At 62.2% G+C, this 17602-nt stretch carries 23 protein-coding genes and 1 tRNA gene; 12 read left to right on the forward strand and 12 right to left on the reverse strand.

The annotated features are described in order from the left end of the window. Positions 1 to 81 precede the first annotated feature (81 nt). The 3 genes from DMY87_RS22265 to lepA all read left to right on the forward strand — a co-directional run bounded on the left by DMY87_RS22265 (position 82) and on the right by lepA (position 3442). Complete coding sequence (locus DMY87_RS22265; protein ID WP_110793837.1) at positions 82 to 675, forward strand: GNAT family N-acetyltransferase; 594 nt, start codon at positions 82 to 84, stop codon at positions 673 to 675. After that, positions 672 to 1547: a carbon-nitrogen hydrolase family protein gene (locus DMY87_RS22270; RefSeq protein WP_110793838.1), complete on the forward strand. Its 876-nt coding sequence runs from the start codon at positions 672 to 674 to the stop codon at positions 1545 to 1547. The genes DMY87_RS22265 and DMY87_RS22270 overlap by 4 nt, the downstream gene beginning before the upstream one ends. A 74-nt stretch (positions 1548 to 1621) precedes the next feature. Further along, the gene (gene lepA / locus DMY87_RS22275) at positions 1622 to 3442 is read left to right on the forward strand and encodes a translation elongation factor 4 (protein ID WP_110793839.1); all 1821 of its coding nucleotides are present in this window, start codon (positions 1622 to 1624) and stop codon (positions 3440 to 3442) included. A 33-nt stretch (positions 3443 to 3475) separates the two neighbouring features. On the opposite strand, the gene DMY87_RS22280 is transcribed toward lepA, so the two are convergent. Both DMY87_RS22280 and DMY87_RS22285 read right to left on the reverse strand, forming a co-directional pair. Further along, the gene (locus tag DMY87_RS22280) at positions 3476 to 4012 is read right to left on the reverse strand and encodes an ImmA/IrrE family metallo-endopeptidase (RefSeq protein WP_110793840.1); all 537 of its coding nucleotides are present in this window, start codon (positions 4010 to 4012) and stop codon (positions 3476 to 3478) included. Between the two features lies 1 nt (position 4013). Further along, the gene (locus DMY87_RS22285) at positions 4014 to 4325 is read right to left on the reverse strand and encodes a helix-turn-helix domain-containing protein (RefSeq protein ID WP_110793841.1); all 312 of its coding nucleotides are present in this window, start codon (positions 4323 to 4325) and stop codon (positions 4014 to 4016) included. 397 nt (positions 4326 to 4722) lie between these two features. On the opposite strand from DMY87_RS22285, the gene DMY87_RS22295 reads away from it, so the two are divergent. The 6 genes from DMY87_RS22295 to DMY87_RS24675 all read left to right on the forward strand — a co-directional run bounded on the left by DMY87_RS22295 (position 4723) and on the right by DMY87_RS24675 (position 6534). Further along, the gene (locus tag DMY87_RS22295; RefSeq protein WP_110793842.1) at positions 4723 to 4938 is read left to right on the forward strand and encodes a hypothetical protein; all 216 of its coding nucleotides are present in this window, start codon (positions 4723 to 4725) and stop codon (positions 4936 to 4938) included. Between the two features lie 10 nt (positions 4939 to 4948). Further along, positions 4949 to 5164: a hypothetical protein gene (locus tag DMY87_RS22300; protein ID WP_110793843.1), complete on the forward strand. Its 216-nt coding sequence runs from the start codon at positions 4949 to 4951 to the stop codon at positions 5162 to 5164. A 74-nt stretch (positions 5165 to 5238) separates the two neighbouring features. Next, positions 5239 to 5463: a DUF2188 domain-containing protein gene (locus DMY87_RS22305; protein ID WP_110793844.1), complete on the forward strand. Its 225-nt coding sequence runs from the start codon at positions 5239 to 5241 to the stop codon at positions 5461 to 5463. A 91-nt stretch (positions 5464 to 5554) separates the two neighbouring features. Continuing rightward, positions 5555 to 5785, forward strand: a complete 231-nt coding sequence (locus tag DMY87_RS22310) for a type II toxin-antitoxin system CcdA family antitoxin (RefSeq protein WP_110793845.1) — start codon at positions 5555 to 5557, stop codon at positions 5783 to 5785. A gap of 2 nt (positions 5786 to 5787) precedes the next feature. After that, on the forward strand, positions 5788 to 6087 hold the full coding sequence (locus tag DMY87_RS22315) for a CcdB family protein (RefSeq protein WP_110793846.1): 300 nt from the start codon (positions 5788 to 5790) through the stop codon (positions 6085 to 6087). Between the two features lie 81 nt (positions 6088 to 6168). Continuing rightward, positions 6169 to 6534: a YegP family protein gene (locus DMY87_RS24675; RefSeq protein WP_110793847.1), complete on the forward strand. Its 366-nt coding sequence runs from the start codon at positions 6169 to 6171 to the stop codon at positions 6532 to 6534. A gap of 1248 nt (positions 6535 to 7782) precedes the next feature. Here the strand turns inward: DMY87_RS24675 and DMY87_RS22325 are convergent. From DMY87_RS22325 to DMY87_RS22345, 5 genes are all read right to left on the reverse strand, one after another. Further along, positions 7783 to 9405, reverse strand: a complete 1623-nt coding sequence (locus DMY87_RS22325) for a CRTAC1 family protein (protein ID WP_110793848.1) — start codon at positions 9403 to 9405, stop codon at positions 7783 to 7785. Further along, the gene (locus DMY87_RS22330; RefSeq protein ID WP_110793849.1) at positions 9402 to 10718 is read right to left on the reverse strand and encodes a vanadium-dependent haloperoxidase; all 1317 of its coding nucleotides are present in this window, start codon (positions 10716 to 10718) and stop codon (positions 9402 to 9404) included. Before DMY87_RS22330 ends, DMY87_RS22325 begins: the two co-directional genes overlap by 4 nt. 97 nt (positions 10719 to 10815) lie before the next feature. Continuing rightward, a complete protein-coding gene (locus DMY87_RS22335; protein ID WP_245409013.1) occupies positions 10816 to 11418 on the reverse strand; it encodes a hypothetical protein in 603 nt (200 codons plus the stop codon). An 80-nt stretch (positions 11419 to 11498) separates the two neighbouring features. Next, positions 11499 to 12200 (reverse strand): type 1 glutamine amidotransferase, encoded by a 702-nt coding sequence (locus DMY87_RS22340; RefSeq protein WP_110793850.1) that lies wholly within the window; start codon positions 12198 to 12200, stop codon positions 11499 to 11501. Between the two features lie 110 nt (positions 12201 to 12310). Continuing rightward, the gene (locus DMY87_RS22345) at positions 12311 to 12751 is read right to left on the reverse strand and encodes a DoxX family protein (protein WP_110793851.1); all 441 of its coding nucleotides are present in this window, start codon (positions 12749 to 12751) and stop codon (positions 12311 to 12313) included. A gap of 121 nt (positions 12752 to 12872) precedes the next feature. Here DMY87_RS22345 and DMY87_RS22350 point away from each other — a divergent pair, with 121 nt between their 5' ends. Then, a complete protein-coding gene (locus DMY87_RS22350) occupies positions 12873 to 13175 on the forward strand; it encodes an Rdx family protein (protein ID WP_110793852.1) in 303 nt (100 codons plus the stop codon). A gap of 73 nt (positions 13176 to 13248) precedes the next feature. Here DMY87_RS22350 and DMY87_RS22355 read toward each other — a convergent pair whose 3' ends face one another. After that, the gene (locus DMY87_RS22355; protein WP_110793923.1) at positions 13249 to 13710 is read right to left on the reverse strand and encodes a BA14K family protein; all 462 of its coding nucleotides are present in this window, start codon (positions 13708 to 13710) and stop codon (positions 13249 to 13251) included. 246 nt (positions 13711 to 13956) lie between these two features. Between DMY87_RS22355 and DMY87_RS22360 the strand changes: the two genes are divergently transcribed. Beyond that, positions 13957 to 14043 (forward strand) — tRNA-Leu (locus DMY87_RS22360). A gap of 171 nt (positions 14044 to 14214) precedes the next feature. Continuing rightward, the gene (locus DMY87_RS22365) at positions 14215 to 14430 is read left to right on the forward strand and encodes a hypothetical protein (protein WP_110793853.1); all 216 of its coding nucleotides are present in this window, start codon (positions 14215 to 14217) and stop codon (positions 14428 to 14430) included. A 3-nt stretch (positions 14431 to 14433) separates the two neighbouring features. Here DMY87_RS22365 and DMY87_RS22370 read toward each other — a convergent pair whose 3' ends face one another. The 4 genes from DMY87_RS22370 to DMY87_RS22385 form a co-directional block, all read right to left on the reverse strand. Next, positions 14434 to 14823 (reverse strand): hypothetical protein, encoded by a 390-nt coding sequence (locus DMY87_RS22370; protein WP_133253050.1) that lies wholly within the window; start codon positions 14821 to 14823, stop codon positions 14434 to 14436. 75 nt (positions 14824 to 14898) lie between these two features. Further along, positions 14899 to 15759 (reverse strand): C40 family peptidase, encoded by an 861-nt coding sequence (locus tag DMY87_RS22375; RefSeq protein ID WP_110793855.1) that lies wholly within the window; start codon positions 15757 to 15759, stop codon positions 14899 to 14901. A gap of 10 nt (positions 15760 to 15769) precedes the next feature. Further along, entirely contained in the window at positions 15770 to 16117 is a 348-nt protein-coding gene (locus DMY87_RS22380) for a MarR family transcriptional regulator (RefSeq protein ID WP_110793924.1), read from the reverse strand. Positions 16118 to 16205: 88 nt separating this feature from the next. Continuing rightward, a complete protein-coding gene (locus tag DMY87_RS22385) occupies positions 16206 to 17597 on the reverse strand; it encodes a leucyl aminopeptidase family protein (protein ID WP_110793856.1) in 1392 nt (463 codons plus the stop codon). Positions 17598 to 17602: the final 5 nt, after the last annotated feature.

The following is a 17602-nucleotide window of genomic DNA, read 5'->3' on the forward strand; positions in this document are numbered from 1 at the left end:
CGATCACTCCTCGTCGTGGAATTGCTTTCTCGGGTTGTCGGGGAAGGGTATAACCACTCCGCAACGGACTGAAAACACTCTATGACGCTCACGATCCAATCCTTTTCCGGCAGCGACGCCGCCCCTTTCTTCAACGACCTCGCGCGGCTCAGAACGACGGTCTTCCGCGCCTTTCCCTATCTCTACGAGGGAAATCCTGACTACGAACAAACCTATCTTTCGACCTATGCGAAATCCGCGGGCTCGGTCTTCGTCATCGCCCGCGATGATGACCAGGTGGTCGGAGTTGCCACGGGAACGCCGATGGCGGGCGAGACCGATGAGGTCAAACGCCCCTTCCTGGAGGCCGGGCTCGACCCGCAAGAGTTCTTCTATTTCGGCGAAAGCGTGCTCCTGCCCGCCTATCGCGGCCGGGGTATCGGCGTTGCCTTCTTCGAGGGCCGCGAGACGCAGGCGACAAAACTGGGACTGCGCTACGCCACCTTCTGCGCCGTCGAACGCCCCCACGACCACCCGCGCCGCCCGGCCGACTACGTGCCGCTGGACAGTTTCTGGCACAAGCGCGGCTATACCCATCACCCCGAGCTTCGGACCACCTTCACCTGGCGCGACCTCGACGCATCAGTCGAGAGCCCGAAGCCGCTTTCCTTCTGGATCCGGGATCTAACCGAATGACCGCCATCACGCTTGCCGCCTGCCAGTACAAAATCGATCTCATCGAGACCTGGGAGGACTACGTTCTCCATCTGACGCAACTGGTGCATCAGGCCGTCGATCGCGGCGCCAAACTTGTGCTTCTGCCGGAATATGCAGGCCTCGTGCTCGCCGGCCAGCTCGCCCCTGACATCCGCTCGGATCTGCACGGTTCGATCGCCGGCATCCAGCCGCTGATCCCGGCCTGGGTCGAGCTCTGCGAGGAACTCGCCCGCACCCACGAAATCGTCTTCCAGCCCGGCTCCGCCCCGGTGCTCGATCCCGACGGCCAATACCGCAACCGCGCCTTCCTCTTCGGCCCCGACGGCCTGATCGGCCATCAGGACAAGATCATCATGACCCGCTTCGAGCGTGAGCAATGGGGCATCGCGGCCGGACGCGACGGCCTCACCGCCTTCGACACCCCGCTCGGCAAGCTCGGCATCCTCATCTGCTACGACAACGAATTCCCGATGCTGGCCCATAACTTCGCCGAACAGGGCGTCGACCTCATCCTCGCCCCTTCCTGCACCGACACGCTGGCCGGCGCCTATCGCGTGCGCATCGGCGCCCAGGCCCGGGCGCTGGAGAACCAGATTGCCGTGCTCGCCTCCCCAACGGCGGGCACCGCCCCCTGGTCACCGGCGCTCGACGAAAACCGCGGCCGCGCCGCCCTCTACGTCCCCTCCGACTACGGCATGCCGCCGAATGGCATCTATGCCGAAAGCGAGAGTGACACCGTCGAGGAGAGCCATTGGCTGATCGCGCAAATCGATCTGGACGCGGTCCGGCGGCTCAGGACGGAAGGCCAGGTGGCCACCCGGCGTGATTGGCCGGAGCAGTTTCTCCGCTGAATGCCCTTATTCGCAACGGCTGGGGACAATTTCCCGCTGGTCGTTGCGTTTGGTCGCTGCTATATGCGCGAACCATGAGCACCGATCGCACGCCCCTGAGCCATATCCGCAACTTTTCCATCGTCGCCCATATCGACCATGGCAAGTCCACCCTCGCCGACCGTCTGATCCAGACGACCGGGGGCCTTGCCGAGCGCGAGATGTCCGAACAGGTGCTGGACTCGATGGATATCGAGAAGGAACGCGGCATCACCATCAAGGCCCAGACGGTGCGGTTGCACTACAAGGCCAACAATGGCGAAACCTATGTGCTGAACCTGATCGACACGCCCGGACACGTCGACTTCGCCTATGAGGTCTCGCGCTCGCTCTCGGCTTGCGAAGGCTCGCTGCTGGTCGTCGACGCCTCTCAAGGGGTCGAAGCCCAGACACTCGCCAACGTCTATCAGGCGATCGACAACAATCACGAACTGGTCACCGTCCTCAACAAGGTCGACCTGCCCGCCGCCGAACCCGAGCGCATCAAGGAACAGATCGAGGAAGTCATCGGCATCGATGCTTCCGAGGCCGTGCTGATTTCGGCGAAGACCGGTCTTGGCATTCCCGACGTGCTCGAAGCCATCGTGCACAAGCTGCCGGCGCCGAAGAGCGAAGGCGGCGACAAGGCACCGCTCAAGGCCCTACTCGTCGACAGCTGGTACGACACCTATCTCGGCGTCATGGTTCTCGTCCGCGTGCTCGACGGCGTTTTGACCAAGGGCCAGGTCATCCGCATGATGGGCACGGATGCCAAATACAATGTCGAGCGCGTCGGCGTCCTGACCCCGAAGATGCTCTCGGTGGATTCACTCGGCCCCGGCGAGATCGGCTTCTTCACCGGCTCGATCAAGGAAGTGGCCGACACCCGCGTCGGCGATACCATCACCGAAGACAAGCGCCCGACCGCAAAAATGCTGCCGGGCTTCAAGCCGGCCCAGCCGGTCGTGTTCTGCGGCCTCTTCCCGGTTGACGCCGCCGATTTCGAAGACCTGCGCGCTGCCATGGGCAAGCTGCGCCTCAACGACGCCTCCTTCTCGTTCGAAATGGAATCGTCTGCCGCGCTCGGCTTCGGCTTCCGCTGCGGCTTCCTCGGCCTGCTGCATCTCGAAATCATCCAGGAGCGCCTCGAGCGCGAATTCGATCTCGACCTGATCGCAACCGCTCCTTCGGTTGTCTACAAGCTGTTCATGACCGACGGCACCGAGCGCGAGCTGCACAACCCGGCCGACATGCCCGACGTGGTCAAGATCTCCGAAATCCACGAGCCGTGGATCAAGGCGACGATCCTCACGCCCGACGATTATCTCGGCGGCATCCTGAAACTCTGCCAGGACCGGCGCGGCATCCAGACGGAACTCACTTATGTCGGCAAGCGCGCGATGATCACCTATGAGCTGCCGCTCAACGAAGTGGTCTTCGATTTCTACGACCGCCTGAAGTCGATCTCCAAGGGTTACGCCTCCTTCGACTACCATCTCGACGGCCATCGCGAGGGCAACCTCGTCAAGATGTCGATCCTCGTCAACGGCGAGCCGGTCGATGCGCTGTCGATGATGGTGCACCGCATGGCAGCCGAAAAGCGCGGCCGCGACATGTGCGAAAAGCTCAAGGACCTGATCCCGAAGCACATGTTCAAGATCCCGATCCAGGCCGCCATCGGCGGCAACGTGATCGCGCGTGAAACCATCTCGGCACTGCGCAAGGACGTGACCGCCAAGTGCTACGGCGGCGACGCATCGCGCAAGCGCAAGCTCCTCGACAAGCAGAAGGCCGGCAAGAAGCGCATGCGCCAGTTCGGCAAGGTCGAGATCCCGCAGGAAGCGTTTATCGCGGCGCTGAAGATGAGCGACGAGTGAGGGCTGGGGGAGAATGCTTGGGGCTAAGTCCAGTTAGCTCAGAATATTAGCAATGCGGAATGCCATCGCTTGTTGGCTCACACCATATCGCTTAGCAAGATTTAACAGGATCTCGTCTTCCTCTAAGTCAATTTGCTTATTCGCCAAATCCTTCAATAAAATCCGCTTAGGCATCAAGAGCTCGGCAGCAAAATGGTTTGCTTCGACTTCTTGAGGGTTGATAGCCATAGATGAATTTTTATCACGATACAGTACAGCCATCTTTTCGTCGATGTGAATACTTTCTTTTTTATGTAGCAAAAAATGCCCTATTTCGTGAGCAATAGTAAATCTCTGTCTGTTTCGGTGATGTGCAGAATTTACCGCAATCGTTGGTCGCGGCTGCAAGATCAGCATACCCGCTAGGTCGCCTTCGGAATACGGTGCAAATTTCACCGATATATCTAGCGTTTTCGCAACAGCTTCGACCGGAACCGGTAGCTCCGCAAATTTGACCTTCAATAAAAGATCTTCGACGATGCGCCTAATTTCCTGAGCTCGTGTTGGCTTAAGCCAAATTTTGGGTCGCATGTCAGGCGCCCTGCAACTGGGTTATCCAGTCTTTATATTGACTCGCCGATTCTGGCAGCGATTCCAAGAGCGACTCGCTTTGAGGACTATCACTGTGCGGAATCAAATCTTCCGGCTTCATACCCAGAATCGCGGCAAATTTCACAAGTTGTAAAACACTGATTTGCTGCCGACCTCGCTCAATATTTGCAATTGAGGGCCGAGAAAGTCCCGCCCTTTCAGCAAACTCTTCTTGAGTAATTTTAAGCTTCAGATCTCGATATTCTTTGATGCGCTCACCGAGTCGCACATAGAAATCGTTGTTTTCAAACATGATTTTCTCCTCGCGCGCTCACGCTGACAAGATAACGCATCGCAGCAAAAAGTCAAGATTACAAACATTTGGCTCTAATTAGTTTGGGATATTGACGTTTGCGTGGAGATCGTGGATCAATGTTTGCGTGCCGACACAACGAGTCGTCGCAATCCTCCCAAGGAAGAAAGGGGGCCATGATGGCCAGCTACTACAGAAACAAAAATGCGCAGTTGAACGGTGACCATGAAGTTCACCGCGAAGGCTGCGGCTGGATGCCTCTCCCGGCGAACCAGCACTACCTCGGCGAATTTGACAGCTGCTTTCGAGCAGTCGCAGTCGCCAAGACTTTCGATCCGAGCGCTGATGGATGCGCTTATTGTTCAACCGCTTGCCACACTCGCTAAGGAGATCAGCTATGGCAAAACGTAATGGAAGCGGCACTCGTCATCGCAGTGCCATCAATGGGCAGTTCGTCACAGCACGGAAGGCTGCAAACAATCCTCGGACGACCCTTTCCGAGCAGGTGGGCGGCGGAAGCACGCACGGCGTCCATCGCAGTGCGGTTTCGGGCAAGTTCGTTTCGGACGCCTACGCGAAGCGGCATCCCAAGACCACGATCCGCGATAACTGAGGAGAACACGATGCCAATATCTTTTAAGTACAAGGGCCGTTCCTTTTCCAATGCACGTTCGATGTCAGCGGCGGTGGAACGCGACCTCAAGGCTGACATGGAACGCAAACTACGTCAGGCGGCCTCAAGCGCCGGCGTCCAGATCTCGAAAAAATCCGACGGAAACTTCGCGATCAAAGGGTCGACCACTCAGATGGAGCGGTTCAACAACCGCTTCGGGAAGTGACCCGTCCGAGCCAACAGTGAGCACTTTTGAAAAAGAGTGCTCACTCCCACTCTCCATTTTCCAAGGTGCTGAAAATGACAAAACGTAACCAACACGTCGTCCCCCATGCCGATGGCTGGGCGGTCAAGGGTGCAGGCTCCGAGCGAGCCACCAAGGTCGTCGAAACCCAGCGCGAAGCGATCGGCATTGCCCGTGGCATCGCGCAGAACCAGCAGTCGGAAATGCTGATCCATGGAGAAAACGGTCGCATCCGCGAGCGTAACTCCTATGGCAATGATCCATATCCGCCAAAGGGCTGAAACCTCTGCCGGGGGGCGGTTCGCCGCCCTCGGCACCCGCTTTATTGACGGCATATTTCACGCTATACTTCTGCATTCTCGGAGTTGCGCCATGTCGATCGAAGCCCGCAAAGCCCATGACCTGACTGTCAGCGAAGCCCTCGTCACCGAGGCCGAAGCTCTCGGCCTCGATATCACGGGTGCCGCCGAACAGGGCATTGCCCGCGCCATCAAGGCCGAGAAAGAAAGGCGCTGGAAGATCGAGAATGCCGAGGCGATCAAGGCTGACAACGACTACGTCGCCAAACATGGCCTTCCACTTGCCAAATATCGGATGTTTTGACGATGGCGCGATTTCGGGTCCATCGCCTGAAATCGGAAGACCAACTGGTCGTGGATCTACAATCCGACTTCCTGCATGACCTGCCGACACGGGTGGTCGCCCCGCTGCAGCCGATCGAAACGGTCTCCTGGGTCATCGCGCGCCTGACACCTCGCTTCGAGGTTGGCGGAAAGACCTATGTCATGGCAACCCAACGTCTCGCCGCTCTTCCTCTCTCGCACATCGGCCCCGCCATTGCCGACCTTTCCGCACGCGCCGAGGAGATCACCGCCGCCACCGACTTCCTCTTCCAGGGCTTTTAACCGCTGCTTGCCCGCCCGCGCCCATCGCGCTAGCATTTGAATGCAATCATAAGCCGATGAACAGATGAAGGGGAGACGGGCATGCACAAGTTCAAGATCCTGAAGACCGAAAAGGGCGAGTTCTGCGTCCAGTTCGTCTACAATGCCGAGGTGATGGTCTGGTCGGAGAACTACGCCTCGAAGGCGAGCGCGAAGAACTGCGTCGAGTCTCTGAAGAAAAACGCGCCCGCCGCGCCCGTCGTCGACCTCACCAAGCAGGAAACCGGCAGCGGCTACCGCTTCGAGATCGACGAAGCCAAGAACGGCGAAACCTTCGTCCGCTTCCGCGCCGCCAATGGCGAGATCATGGTGCGCTCGGAAACCTACAAGTCGAAGTCCAGCGCCAAGAACTGCATCGAGTCGATCCAGAAACGGGTGGCAGAGGCATCGGTCGAAGAGGTGGAGTGACACCTCGGCTTTATCCGTCAAACTGAGCGCTCAGCGGTTCCCCCCCTCTCCCCTTGTGGGAGAGGTTACAAAATCGAGGGCTTAGCCCGATCAGGGCTAAACTTCAGATTTTGTTGGTGAGGGGATCGATTTCTGGCCTTCAGCCGCCGCTCCGAAGTCTCCCCCACCAAGGGGGGCATGGAGCCCGAGATTGGCTTGTGTCTGGATCCTCGGGTCAAGCCCGAGGATCCAAACACAAGCTTTCTGAGGCCAGACGGTCACGCCAGACAGCGCCATCTCCAAAAAAGGGGGATGAATTCCGAACATTTCCCAACAAATTCAAACCCCGACACATTTTTTCATCCCCCACCCTTTTTCCGCTCGTAGACTTGTCCCCGTCCCGCCCTCGGATACACCTGACGATGCGATGTCAGGCGAGGCGGGGCCGGCGCCGGGGTTAAGCACTGTCGCAGGTGCAAGACCCCGGCCCGCTGCAACGGTCTCCCTCCGGACGAAGGGCTTGACGAGGGTGATGGGGTCGGATGCGCTCCAGAGCCTGGATACCCTGATCGGAAGGACGTGCCTCAGAGGCACACAGACAAGGCGCCCGCGCTGTCGCGAACATCCAGACAGCGGGGCGGAGAAAACGGCGGGGATGACGGCCTAAGCCGCCAATGGCCAGACGATCATCCCCCGGGCGAGGGTCCCGGTCGGATTGGTGCACCATCCGGCGGGAACCTCCCGGGCCACCGGCCAGGCTCTGGCAGAACACTCTTCGGGGGAGACTGCCGCAGCCGGACCCGCGCCCGGTCATTCCTCGGTCCTCGGGTCATCCTCGGGTTAAACCCGAGGACGAGGATGACGAGGACCGTCGCCGCCTTGCCAGAGAGACGCATGCAGCGGGACAAAACGCCGAACGAGGCGCCGGAAGGAGCCACATACATTACTTAGACAGGTTGCTTCTGGCGCCTCGTCCGAGACAAGTTTAGCCCACCCGGAGGGAGTTGATCCCGACCGGCGGCGAAGCTTGGGTTTTTTGACAGTGATACATCACCCCTCATCCTGAGGTGCCCGACACATTGGGGCCTCGAAGGGCGAGGCCACCCCGCCACCCCTCATCCTGAGGTGCCGGGCAACGCCCGGCCTCGAAGGACGAGGCCACCAGTGCAGGATGCTTCGAGGCCCGCGCTTCACGCGGGCACCTCAGCATGAGGGAGCCGAAGCGCTTGCGAGACTCTATCTCCCTCCTTGCGGGGGAGATGGGCCTCCTCACAGCCCCTCGCCCGGCTTCCAGGCCTTGGGCGCCACGCCGGGCCGCACAACATAAAACCCGTCCGTCGACACCGTCTGCCATTCCCCGACCTCACCCTGCGGCCACAACACGCGGATCTCGGTCTGCGCCACCCCACCCAGGCCAAAGTGGTGCCAGCCGGTCTTGCCGCTGGCATGGCCTCCGCCGATGGTCACTTCGCGGCGCTGGATCACGGCACCGGTCTTCACCTCGATCCAGGCGCCGATGGCATCGCGGTTGGCTCCCTCCTGGTGCAGCGCCAGCTGCAGGAAATGCCCTGCCCCCTCGGTCACATTGCGCCAGATCTCGACCGGCGAGCCCTGGTTGACGACCAGGAGATCGACCAATCCATCGAGGTTGAAATCGGCCAGCGCCCCGCCCCGCCCGGTCGCCATCGAGGCGATACCGGCCTTGTCGCCCATCTCGATGAACTTGCCGTCCGCGCCCTGGATCAGCAGGTTGTTCGGGTCCCTTTCGGCAAAGTCCGGCATCTTGGCGACATTGCCCTTGGCGATGAAGAGATCGGCGCGGCCGTCATTGTTGACGTCCTCGAAATCGGTATGCCAGGCGGTCGAGGGCCGGATTTCACCGCCGGTATAAGGCCGATGCGCGGTCGCACCCCTGGCGAAGGCCACGTCGCTGTAAGCCGGTTTCGGTTTACCGTCCTTCGGGATCTCGGAAAGCGTCTGCAGCTTGTTGTCGGCCATGCTGGTGAGGAAATATTCCGGATAGCCGTCGAAATCGAGGTCATGGGAGGCGATGCCCATGCCCCAGATGCGCAGGTATTTCCAGCCCTCGGCCTGGGTGTAGAGCGCCGGCGGCCCGCCCGGCGGCAGGTGCCACATCTGCTCCTGGCCGCCCTTGTAATATTCGCGGTCGTTGGAGACGCGCAGCGACGGCGTGCCGGAGCGGTCCCAGTCGGTGAAGAGCATGGAGAGCGGGCAGAAGGAGGGTGTGAGTGGCAGCGGCGGGGCAAAGCGCCGCTCGGTAGCCGAGGCCGGCCGCTGCAGCCAGTTGTCGGTGCAGGAGCCCCAGGGTTCGAAATCCTCGAAGCGGTCGATGTAATTGCCGATGGCGACCGTCGGCCAGGTGGCGCTCTTTTCCCAGGTGGCGGAGAAGGCGGTCGACCAGGCATCTCCGCCGTCGAAGCCGAAGGCCTCATTGGCGCGCTCGAAGCGGCATTCGCCGAGGCCCCGCATCACGACATTTTCGCCGGAGCGCAGGAGGACGACGTCCTGCAGACCGTCGCCGTCGATATCGAGTGGATAGGCACCGATCACCTTGTCGAGTTCGAGGCCCGAGGGTTTTTCCTCGAATTTCAAGGTGCCGCCCGGCTCGCTGCGGTTGAGATAGAATTTCGCCTTGTCCTCGCCGCCTGCGAGCACCAGATCGGGAAAGCCATCGGCATTGCAGTCGAAACTGCCCGCACCACCGCCGACCATGAACTCCCAGTCGCCGCGATAGGTGCTGGAAATGCCGCTGGTTGCGGTTTCATCCGCATAGTGCGGCACAAGGGGGCCGTCTGCCGACAGCGCAGGCGATGCCAGCAGCGACAGGAGCAGCGCCGGCGCGAGGGCGCACGGAAGACCGGAGCGGCTCATCGGCGCGTCTTCAGGGCGACGGCATAGGCGCCGACACATCGCCCCTGGTCGAGGCCGCGTTCGATGGCGGCACGGAAATGGATGCCGCCGTAGAGGCGTGAAATGCCGGCCTCGTCTGCCGCATCCCAGAAGCTCCTGAAGGGGCGGTTCGGCAGCTTGTCCTTTTCATGGGTGCTGTCGGTGAAGGCGTAATTCTCGCCGAAAAAGGCCGTGAGAACCGTGGCGGCGGCGCCCGACTGGGTGGAATGGCCGCTCGGATATTCCGGGAAGGGCGGCGTGATCAGGAGCGGCTCCCACTTCGGATCGATCACCCGCTTGATATAGGTGACCGGACGGACGAGATCGAATTCGAACTTCGAATGCCAGCAGCCGATGAAGGCGTCGGCGAGTGTCACGCCGAGACGGGCGAGCAGGTCGGCATGGTCGCTCGCACTCGCCTTGCGCTCGTCCAGCTGCTGCAAGGCGATGACCATCCAATGGCCGGGCGGGGTGGGCGACAGCATCGGGTCGTCGGACCAGAAGCGGGCGATGGCGCGCTGCTCCGGCGTCAGCCCCTTAACGGCCTCGTAGACTTCGAGGGCCTCCCGATAGAAGGACGATCCCTTCTCCTCGCTATAGGCCGGCGGTGGCGGGAGCGGGCAACCGTTTCCGGTCTTCATGGCGAAGGGACGGTTCTCACCCCATTTCGGCAGAAGCGGCATCTGTTGCTGATTGATGAGGTTGGTCGGCACCCAGTGTTCGGGACCTTCCGTGAGCTTATACTCCAGCGGAAAACCCATGTTTTCGATCTTCGCGCCGCCATCACCCTCGGACCAGGCGAGGATATGGGCGGTGACGCTTTCGCCATAGGCGGTGCTGCGCGCCACGAGTTCTGGCGCCAGACCTTCATCAAGGCTCGCCGCCATCTTCTCGCCGAACCGTTTCAGGGCCCGCTGACCGGTCGGGCCGGTATTGGCGAAGAGGGCGCGGGTGGCGGAACCCAGGGCGGCATTGACGACGATCGCCTCGTCATAGCTTTCGCCGGCGACACGGGAGGGAACGGGGCTAAGCCCGTTCAACTGGCCGGACAGGCTGACCATGGTCGAATCGCCGGAGGCAAGCGCTTCATAGCCGGCGACGCCGAGATAGGCGAAGGCGCGGCTGGCGACGGGCGGTGAATAGGTGGGCGTGTGGCGCACCAGTTCGAGCACCAGATGATACCAGTCGCGGATCACCTTGTCTGCGCCGATCGGGGTTGCCGAGGCCGGAGCGCTGATGAAAATGGATAGACTGAAAATTATGAGCGCGCAGAAGCGCGGCAATGCTGCTTTCATTTTCCCCCTCCCCGAGGTCCCTGAAGCCGTCATTAAACGATTGAATAGCGATTAAGCACGGGTTGTAGTCGCCTGCAAGGGGTGCGTCCGGGCGGGATCAGATCCAGCCGATGGCCCGGCCTGCGAGGCCCGCGGCGAAGAGGACGAGGAAACTCGCGGCGATCCGGCTGACAAGCAGCGGGTTTGCGACGGCCACCCGACGGAGAACCGCAGCGCCGAAGGTGATCCAGGAGAGGGCAACCAGCATCACCAGCGCGGAAAACAGGCCGAGATAAGGGAGCGGCGCTGCAAGGCCACCGGGTGCGCCGGTGGCAGCCGGCGGGATGAGGACAAGGCCGATGATCAGGCCCTTGGGGTTGAGGACGGTCGTTGCAAAGACGCCGAGCGCATTGACGGCGCCGAGATCGGTTGCGGTCGGTGGGTTGCTCCAGAGCCGGATGGCCAGCAGAAGGACCCAGAGGGTGGACAAGAGCTTGATGACGAGGGCCGCGGTCGGCTGGCCAGCCAGCAAGGGGGCAGCCACAAAGACAAGGGTCGAGATCGTCGCCAGATAACCGGCAAGCTCAGCGCCAACCAGCGGCAGGGAGGCTTTCAGGCCGCGCGTGGCACCGGCTACGGCCAGAAGGGTGTTGGTCGGGCCGGGGGTGAGCAGAAGGAGCAGGACGGCAAGGGCAAAGGCGGGCAGAGACAAAAGGGGCATTCTCCAGAAGCGCTGGATCTCCCTAGCAGCGAGCGGGCCAGGCCGACTTGATTTCGGTCAAGCGGTCACGCTGCCTCGCATCAGCTGCCGATCGTTGCGACCCAGGCGTGGGCGAGCGCCAGACCTGCCTCGTCGGAAAGGGCTCCATGGCGCTCGGCCAGTCCGTCGTGGCGCAACGCCCAGCCCGGCTCCTTGCGCTCGACCGCATCCGGAAACTGCACGAGCCAATCGCGCACGACGGCTCGATTGGCCTCGAAATGAAACTGAAAACCATAGGATGCACGGCCGAGACGGAAGGCCTGATGCCGGGCGCTCTGGTTTTCGGCGAGATGCAGGGCATCCGCCGGCAGCGTGAAAGTGTCGTCGTGCCACTGGAACGACAGGAATTCATCCGGAACGGCAGAGAGCACGGGATCGGTCTTGCCATGGCCCGTTTTTTCGATGCTGCACCAGCCGAATTCGGGGGCCGTGCCGATCAGATTGTCGGCGCCATAGGCACGGGCGAGCAACTGGCTGCCGAGACAGATGCCGAGCACGGATTTTTCCGCGTCGCCGAAGCGGCGCATTCGATCGGCCAAATGCGGCAGGTAGGGATGCCTCTCATCGTCGCGGGCATTCTGCTCGCCGCCGAAGACCACCAAAGCATCGAAATCCTCGGGCTGTGGCAAGGGCTCGCCGTCATAGGCCTTGATGGTGGTGGTTTCGGCACCGGCCTCGGCCAGCGCAATGCCGACCTGGCCGGAATGGGTGATCCTGGAATTTTCGACGATGGCGACGCGCATGGAGTTCCGGCGAGTGAATGGCAAGAACTGCAGAAGAAGCATGACCGATGCGTCTCTGCAAGGCCACCCGGCGGCATTTGCCGGGCGCCCTGCGTCATTTCGGCGAAAGATCAGACTGTCCTGGGAAGACGCGCATCGACCGAATGGGCATTGCCACCACGGATGACAAAATAGAGGGTCATCGCGCTCCACAGCAGGGATTTTTCGGCGCCGGAAAAGCCCTCCCCGATCTGGATCCAATGGAAATAGACGGTCACCAGCAACACGATCGTGACCGCAAAGGCGGCGGGGCGGGTGAGAAGGCCGAGCGCAAGCAGGATGCCGCCGAAGAATTCGGTGGCTGCAAGCAGCGGCGACCAGAAGACACCGGGATAGAAGCCGAGGCCCTCGACCATGTCGACAGCGCCGAAGGGATCGACGATCTTGCCCGCGCCGTGGATGACAAGGAAACCGCCGGCGACGACCCGCAGCAACGTTTCGGCGAGGTCATGGGTCGACCGGTAGAGCGGCGCGAGGGCGGGAAAAACGAGACGTTCGTTGCGGATGGACATGGGGCGCTCCTATGCGGACAATGGATGTCGGCCAATTGCCGCGTCTGCCAGATCGTGGCAAGACGCGCGCGATCAAAACTTGACCAAGACAGTTGACTTAATTGTGAGGCACAGGACGCCAATGGATAAGCCCCGGATTTCGATCACCTATTGCACGCAGTGCAACTGGCTTTTGCGCTCCGGCTGGATGGCGCAGGAACTGCTGCAGACCTTCGGTACGGATCTCGGGGAAGTGGCGCTGATCCCCGGCACCGGCGGGATCTTCGAGATCCGGCTGGGTGACGAGATGATCTGGGAGCGTAGCCGAGACGGCGGATTTCCGGGCCCGAAGGAGCTGAAACAGCGGGTACGGGACGTGATCGATCCGGAGCGGGATCTCGGCCATGTCGATCGCGCGGCAAAGAGCGAGGGGCTGGACAGCTGAATCGGTGCCGAGCCGGACAAGACGGGGACACGGGGCGGCACAGATTGCCGTCCGCGTCCCCGGCATGAAGGCCTCAATAGAAGGGCGAGCGGCAGGTCTTGTAATAACCGCCGGAGGACAGGAACTCGTTGGTGCGCGGATTGTAGGACCGATAGCGGTTGAGGCACCATTCGACGTGGCGGGCCCAGACATTGCGCGGCGGCCGGTAGCCGGGTTCGACATAAACCGGCGGGCGGGGACGCGGGCGATAGACCGGCGGTGGCGGTGGCGGCCGGTAAGCAGGCTCGTCATAGACTGACGGCGGATAATAGTCCGGCGGTGGCGGACGATAGCGCGGCGGGCGCGGGCGATCCCAGGTTTCGTAACATCCGGAGAAATCGCAGACGAGATCGACCTTCTCGACACCGGCGATGCCGGCCTGTGCGGGCGCGGCGACCCTCGGTGCGATCGGCGCCGGCATCGCTGCCTCGGCAGCCGTGCCGAGCACCTGAGCGCCGATCAGCGTCAGGGCCATGACGGCGAAGCTTGTTTTCATATCGACATCCTTACACGAACCTGCTGCACCGGCATTTGCAGCCGGTGCATCGACCGACGCAGTCAGCGGTCGGATCACGGCTTTTTCACGACCGCGTCATTCTAATATTCACCCACATCGCCTGCCGTGCAAGGGATTGGCCGCACGCAGGCGGGCGGCGCTGTCACGAGGATCGTTCGCCATGACATGAAAACTTCAAAATGTCGGTTGACAGGCCAGAGCAGTCGCTTTACACGGCTCCTCGTCGCCCAGATGGCGGAATTGGTAGACGCGCCAGCTTCAGGTGCTGGTACTCGAAAGGGTGTGGAGGTTCGAGTCCTCTTCTGGGCACCAATTTCCTTTCAGAACAAGGCCTTGCCTTGAACTGAAAGCATCACAAAAAGCCCGGTTCGCCGGGCTTTTTTGTTGCCTTTTTCACGGATAACGGGAAGCCTGCCCGTTCATGCCCGGCGCCCATTCTCCTGCGTTTCGCAGGTGGCCCAATACCCCAGCAAAGGATGCTTCATGGAAGACACGGTCGCCATTGAGACCCGCAGCGAGTTCGCCCTCTGGGCCATCGAACGGGCCAAGGAAATCGTCTCGCAGGAGGGTACCGCGCTCGCCCTGGCGGCCCGCGACATGGACGAAGAAGGTCTGCGCGAGGCCGGCCACAAGCTGGGTGCGGCGATCAGCGACGCGCTTCTGGAAGTGTTCGACGGCTTGCTCGGCAGCGAAGGCTGAACGTCATCCGTCGATGTTGCGGGGATTCACGCCCGGATACCACATGCGCCCGCGCATCGGCGGCTGCGTGCCCTGGTAGATGACCCCGTCCTTTTCGCAGCGATAGACCGTATAGGGCAATGAATCGCGCAGGCTGCGGCTTCTTCCGCCAAGCGACGGCATGGCGGTCGCGGTCTCGCAGGAATACCCATCCGCAAGCGGATCGGCCGGCTGCGGCTTCACGCCGGGCAAATCGTGGAAGGTTTCAGAGCCTGCCTTGCTCCAGGCGATGCCATTCTCAGCCGCAAAGGCAGGTGACGCGCCAGCCAAGGGCAGCGCCAACGGCAGGATGAGCGCCATTGCGAGCAGCCGCATGGGGCGGGTGGTTTGCCGAGGGGAAACAGGCATTGGCATGGCGGCGTTCCGCTTCTGACGTCTAGACTGATCCCGATATAGGGATGTTTCGGCGCAGACCCAAGAACCTTCAGTTCACGTTTCGGCGACGGGGCGGCGATAGCCGGTGGGTGTGCCGTAGAGCCAGCCGATGCGCTCGATGGCATCGGCGAGCGTTTCGCGGGCCACCGTCATGGTGTGGCCGTTGGCATGAATCATCATTTCCTCGTCCTCCATGATCGCGGCATGGCCTTTCCAGAAGACGAGATCACCGCGCTGAAGCTCTTCTCGGGTGATGGGCGTTCCCAGGCCTGCCGCCTGCATGTCGCTGTCACGGGGCGCCTTCAGGCCCGCCATGGTCATCGAGAGCTGGACGAGTCCGGAGCAATCGATGCCGAGGCCGGACTTGCCGCCCCAGAGATAGGGGGTTTCGAGAAAGAGCGCTGCGACCGAGACGAAGTCTTCTGCCGGTGAATCTGTCAGCGGGCGCAGATGGCGCAGGATGAGCGCACTGCCATCGGCGAGCAGGCCGTAGCGGGTGCCCCGGGTTTCCGCCTCGCCGACGATCCTGACGCGGCTTCCCATGGAGAGGGTGTCACGGCGGGGGAAACGCAGGTCCGGACCCGGATAGAGGAAGGTGCGGGGGACGCTGATGACGTGAGTGGTGGCCTCGGGGGCGCCGAGAGCTGCCTCGGGCAGGTAACCGACATAACCGTCGACCGCGGCCTGGACCCAGGCGATGCCCCCTGCCCGCTCGAAGACGCTGACCTCTTCGCCGAGCAGGAGCTGGGTGTCGATGCCGGCGGTCATATCGGGCGTCGGATGGAGATCGACGACGGGAAGCGTGATGCGGGCGGGTTCCGGTGTGACGAAACGGGTCGCCTGGACCTGACCTTGCAGGGCGGCATCGGCGAGATCGGGGCGGAAGGCATGAAGGCGGCGGTCGAGGGTGGTCATTTCGTCTCCGTCAGCCGAACGTGCGGCCCTTGGCGATGATGCGATCGCCGAATTTTTCGAGGAAAAGCGCACCGCCGACGGTGCGCTTGACGATGACGCTGCGGCGGTCGAGCGCATCTCTGATACGATCAACCAGGCCCATTTCGCCGAGAGTGTCGAGCGCGCGGGTGATGACCGGCTTGGTGACCTGCAATGTGGCGGCAAGGCCGCGCACGGTGTGCGGCGGCGGCACGAGATAGATTTCGAGCAGCACGGCGAGCTGGCGCATGGTGAGGTCAGGCCCGTCATGCTGGACCTGTTCCAGGGTCACCCTGTGCCAGAGGCCAAGCGCCTGGGTTGCCGTCAGTTCAAGGGCCATCTGGAGATCCCGCGTCATGGCCGGGGCTTTGAGCGCCCCCGGCCTACAACGCTATCATTCCGGCAAAGGAACGATTGCGCAAGAGGCCTCAAGCCCAGCGGCGCTGCAACAGGCGATAGAGGGCGCGGATGGCCTGGGCTTCGCCGCCGGCAGGGCCATGGGCGCGCTCCGACTGGGCCCAGCCGAAGATGTCGAAATGCGCCCAGGCACGACCCGGCGAGACAAAACGCTTGAGGAAAAGGGCCGCCGTGATGGCGCCGGCCATGCCGCCGGCAGGCGCATTGGTGAGATCGGCGATCTGGGCTTTGAGCATGCGCTCATAACCCTTGTGCAGCGGCAGACGCCACAGGGGATCGTCGACTTCGAGCGCGGCATCGGCAATGTCGTGGGCGAGGTCTTCGTCATCGGTGAAGAAGGGCGGCAGATCGGGCCCGAGCGCGACGCGGGCGGCGCCGGTCAAGGTTGCCATGTCGATCAGGAGATCGGGGGCTTCGGCATCGGCATAGGCCAACGCATCGGCAAGGATCAGCCGGCCCTCGGCATCGGTGTTGTCGATCTGGACCGTCAGGCCCTTGCGGCTCCTGTAGACGTCGCCCGGGCGGAAGGCGTTGCCTGAGATGGCGTTTTCGACGGCGGGGATGACGACGTGGAGATCGACCTTGAGCTTGGCATCCATGATCATCAAGGCGAGGCCGAGCACATTGGCGGCACCGCCCATGTCCTTCTTCATCAGCAGCATGGAGGCGGACGGCTTGATGTCGAGGCCGCCGGTGTCAAAGCTCACGCCCTTGCCGACGAGCGTCAGCTTGGGGTGCCCCTTCTTGCCCCAGCGCATCTCGATCAGGCGTGGCGCGACGGTCGAGGCGCGGCCGACGGCATGGATCAGCGGGAAGTTCTGCGCGAGAAGCTCTTCGCCGACGATCGTGGTGACCTCGGCCTTGTAATGGGCGGCGAGGCGACGGACCGCATCCTCGATATCGGCCGGGCTCATGTCATTGGCGGGGGTGTTGATCAGGTCGCGGGCGAGATAGGCGCCTGCGATCTGACGCTTGATATCGGCGGCATCGGCATCCTGCGGGATCAGCAGGCGCGGCTCGGTGACGCGTTCCGAACGGTAGCGGTCGAAGCTGTAGGCACCGAGACCATAGCCGAGCAGCAGGCGGTTTGCGGTGAGCGGCGCGGTTTCGATGTGCCATTCACCGGCCGGCAGAAGGCGGGCGAGCTTGCCGGTGAGGAAGGGGTTTTCCGACGGGTTCGAGCCCAGGCCGAGCAGAGCCCCGCCGAGATGGCCGTCTTCCGTCGGGATCAGCAGAAGCGACCCGGCCTCGGCCTTGAAGCCGGCCTTTTTCGCCCAATCGAGTGCCAGCGGATCGAGCGTGCCCGTTTCGACATGGGCGGGCGTGACCGCGAAGACCGGCAGGGTCTTGCCGCCCTTGGTGCTGAAGGGGGTCGGTCTTTCGATATACTGGAACGGGGGCATGGCAG

It is taken from the genome of Peteryoungia wuzhouensis (assembly GCF_003205195.1).
In the GTDB taxonomy this organism is placed as follows: domain Bacteria; phylum Pseudomonadota; class Alphaproteobacteria; order Rhizobiales; family Rhizobiaceae; genus Allorhizobium; species Allorhizobium wuzhouense.

Excerpts from the sequence above, each read along its gene's own strand:
- DMY87_RS22265 (WP_110793837.1), top strand. The coding sequence starts at position 82 with ATGACGCTCACGATCCAATCCTTTTCCGGCAGCGACGCCGCCCCTTTC.
- DMY87_RS22270 (WP_110793838.1), top strand. The coding sequence starts at position 672 with ATGACCGCCATCACGCTTGCCGCCTGCCAGTACAAAATCGATCTCATC.
- lepA (WP_110793839.1), top strand. The coding sequence starts at position 1,622 with ATGAGCACCGATCGCACGCCCCTGAGCCATATCCGCAACTTTTCCATC.
- DMY87_RS22280 (WP_110793840.1), bottom strand. The coding sequence starts at position 4,012 with ATGCGACCCAAAATTTGGCTTAAGCCAACACGAGCTCAGGAAATTAGG.
- DMY87_RS22285 (WP_110793841.1), bottom strand. The coding sequence starts at position 4,325 with ATGTTTGAAAACAACGATTTCTATGTGCGACTCGGTGAGCGCATCAAA.
- DMY87_RS22295 (WP_110793842.1), top strand. The coding sequence starts at position 4,723 with ATGGCAAAACGTAATGGAAGCGGCACTCGTCATCGCAGTGCCATCAAT.
- DMY87_RS22300 (WP_110793843.1), top strand. The coding sequence starts at position 4,949 with ATGCCAATATCTTTTAAGTACAAGGGCCGTTCCTTTTCCAATGCACGT.
- DMY87_RS22305 (WP_110793844.1), top strand. The coding sequence starts at position 5,239 with ATGACAAAACGTAACCAACACGTCGTCCCCCATGCCGATGGCTGGGCG.
- DMY87_RS22310 (WP_110793845.1), top strand. The coding sequence starts at position 5,555 with ATGTCGATCGAAGCCCGCAAAGCCCATGACCTGACTGTCAGCGAAGCC.
- DMY87_RS22315 (WP_110793846.1), top strand. The coding sequence starts at position 5,788 with ATGGCGCGATTTCGGGTCCATCGCCTGAAATCGGAAGACCAACTGGTC.
- DMY87_RS24675 (WP_110793847.1), top strand. The coding sequence starts at position 6,169 with ATGCACAAGTTCAAGATCCTGAAGACCGAAAAGGGCGAGTTCTGCGTC.
- DMY87_RS22325 (WP_110793848.1), bottom strand. The coding sequence starts at position 9,405 with ATGAGCCGCTCCGGTCTTCCGTGCGCCCTCGCGCCGGCGCTGCTCCTG.
- DMY87_RS22330 (WP_110793849.1), bottom strand. The coding sequence starts at position 10,718 with ATGAAAGCAGCATTGCCGCGCTTCTGCGCGCTCATAATTTTCAGTCTA.
- DMY87_RS22335 (WP_245409013.1), bottom strand. The coding sequence starts at position 11,418 with ATGCCCCTTTTGTCTCTGCCCGCCTTTGCCCTTGCCGTCCTGCTCCTT.
- DMY87_RS22340 (WP_110793850.1), bottom strand. The coding sequence starts at position 12,200 with ATGCGCGTCGCCATCGTCGAAAATTCCAGGATCACCCATTCCGGCCAG.
- DMY87_RS22345 (WP_110793851.1), bottom strand. The coding sequence starts at position 12,751 with ATGTCCATCCGCAACGAACGTCTCGTTTTTCCCGCCCTCGCGCCGCTC.
- DMY87_RS22350 (WP_110793852.1), top strand. The coding sequence starts at position 12,873 with ATGGATAAGCCCCGGATTTCGATCACCTATTGCACGCAGTGCAACTGG.
- DMY87_RS22355 (WP_110793923.1), bottom strand. The coding sequence starts at position 13,710 with ATGAAAACAAGCTTCGCCGTCATGGCCCTGACGCTGATCGGCGCTCAG.
- DMY87_RS22365 (WP_110793853.1), top strand. The coding sequence starts at position 14,215 with ATGGAAGACACGGTCGCCATTGAGACCCGCAGCGAGTTCGCCCTCTGG.
- DMY87_RS22370 (WP_133253050.1), bottom strand. The coding sequence starts at position 14,823 with ATGCCAATGCCTGTTTCCCCTCGGCAAACCACCCGCCCCATGCGGCTG.
- DMY87_RS22375 (WP_110793855.1), bottom strand. The coding sequence starts at position 15,759 with ATGACCACCCTCGACCGCCGCCTTCATGCCTTCCGCCCCGATCTCGCC.
- DMY87_RS22380 (WP_110793924.1), bottom strand. The coding sequence starts at position 16,117 with ATGGCCCTTGAACTGACGGCAACCCAGGCGCTTGGCCTCTGGCACAGG.
- DMY87_RS22385 (WP_110793856.1), bottom strand. The coding sequence starts at position 17,597 with ATGCCCCCGTTCCAGTATATCGAAAGACCGACCCCCTTCAGCACCAAG.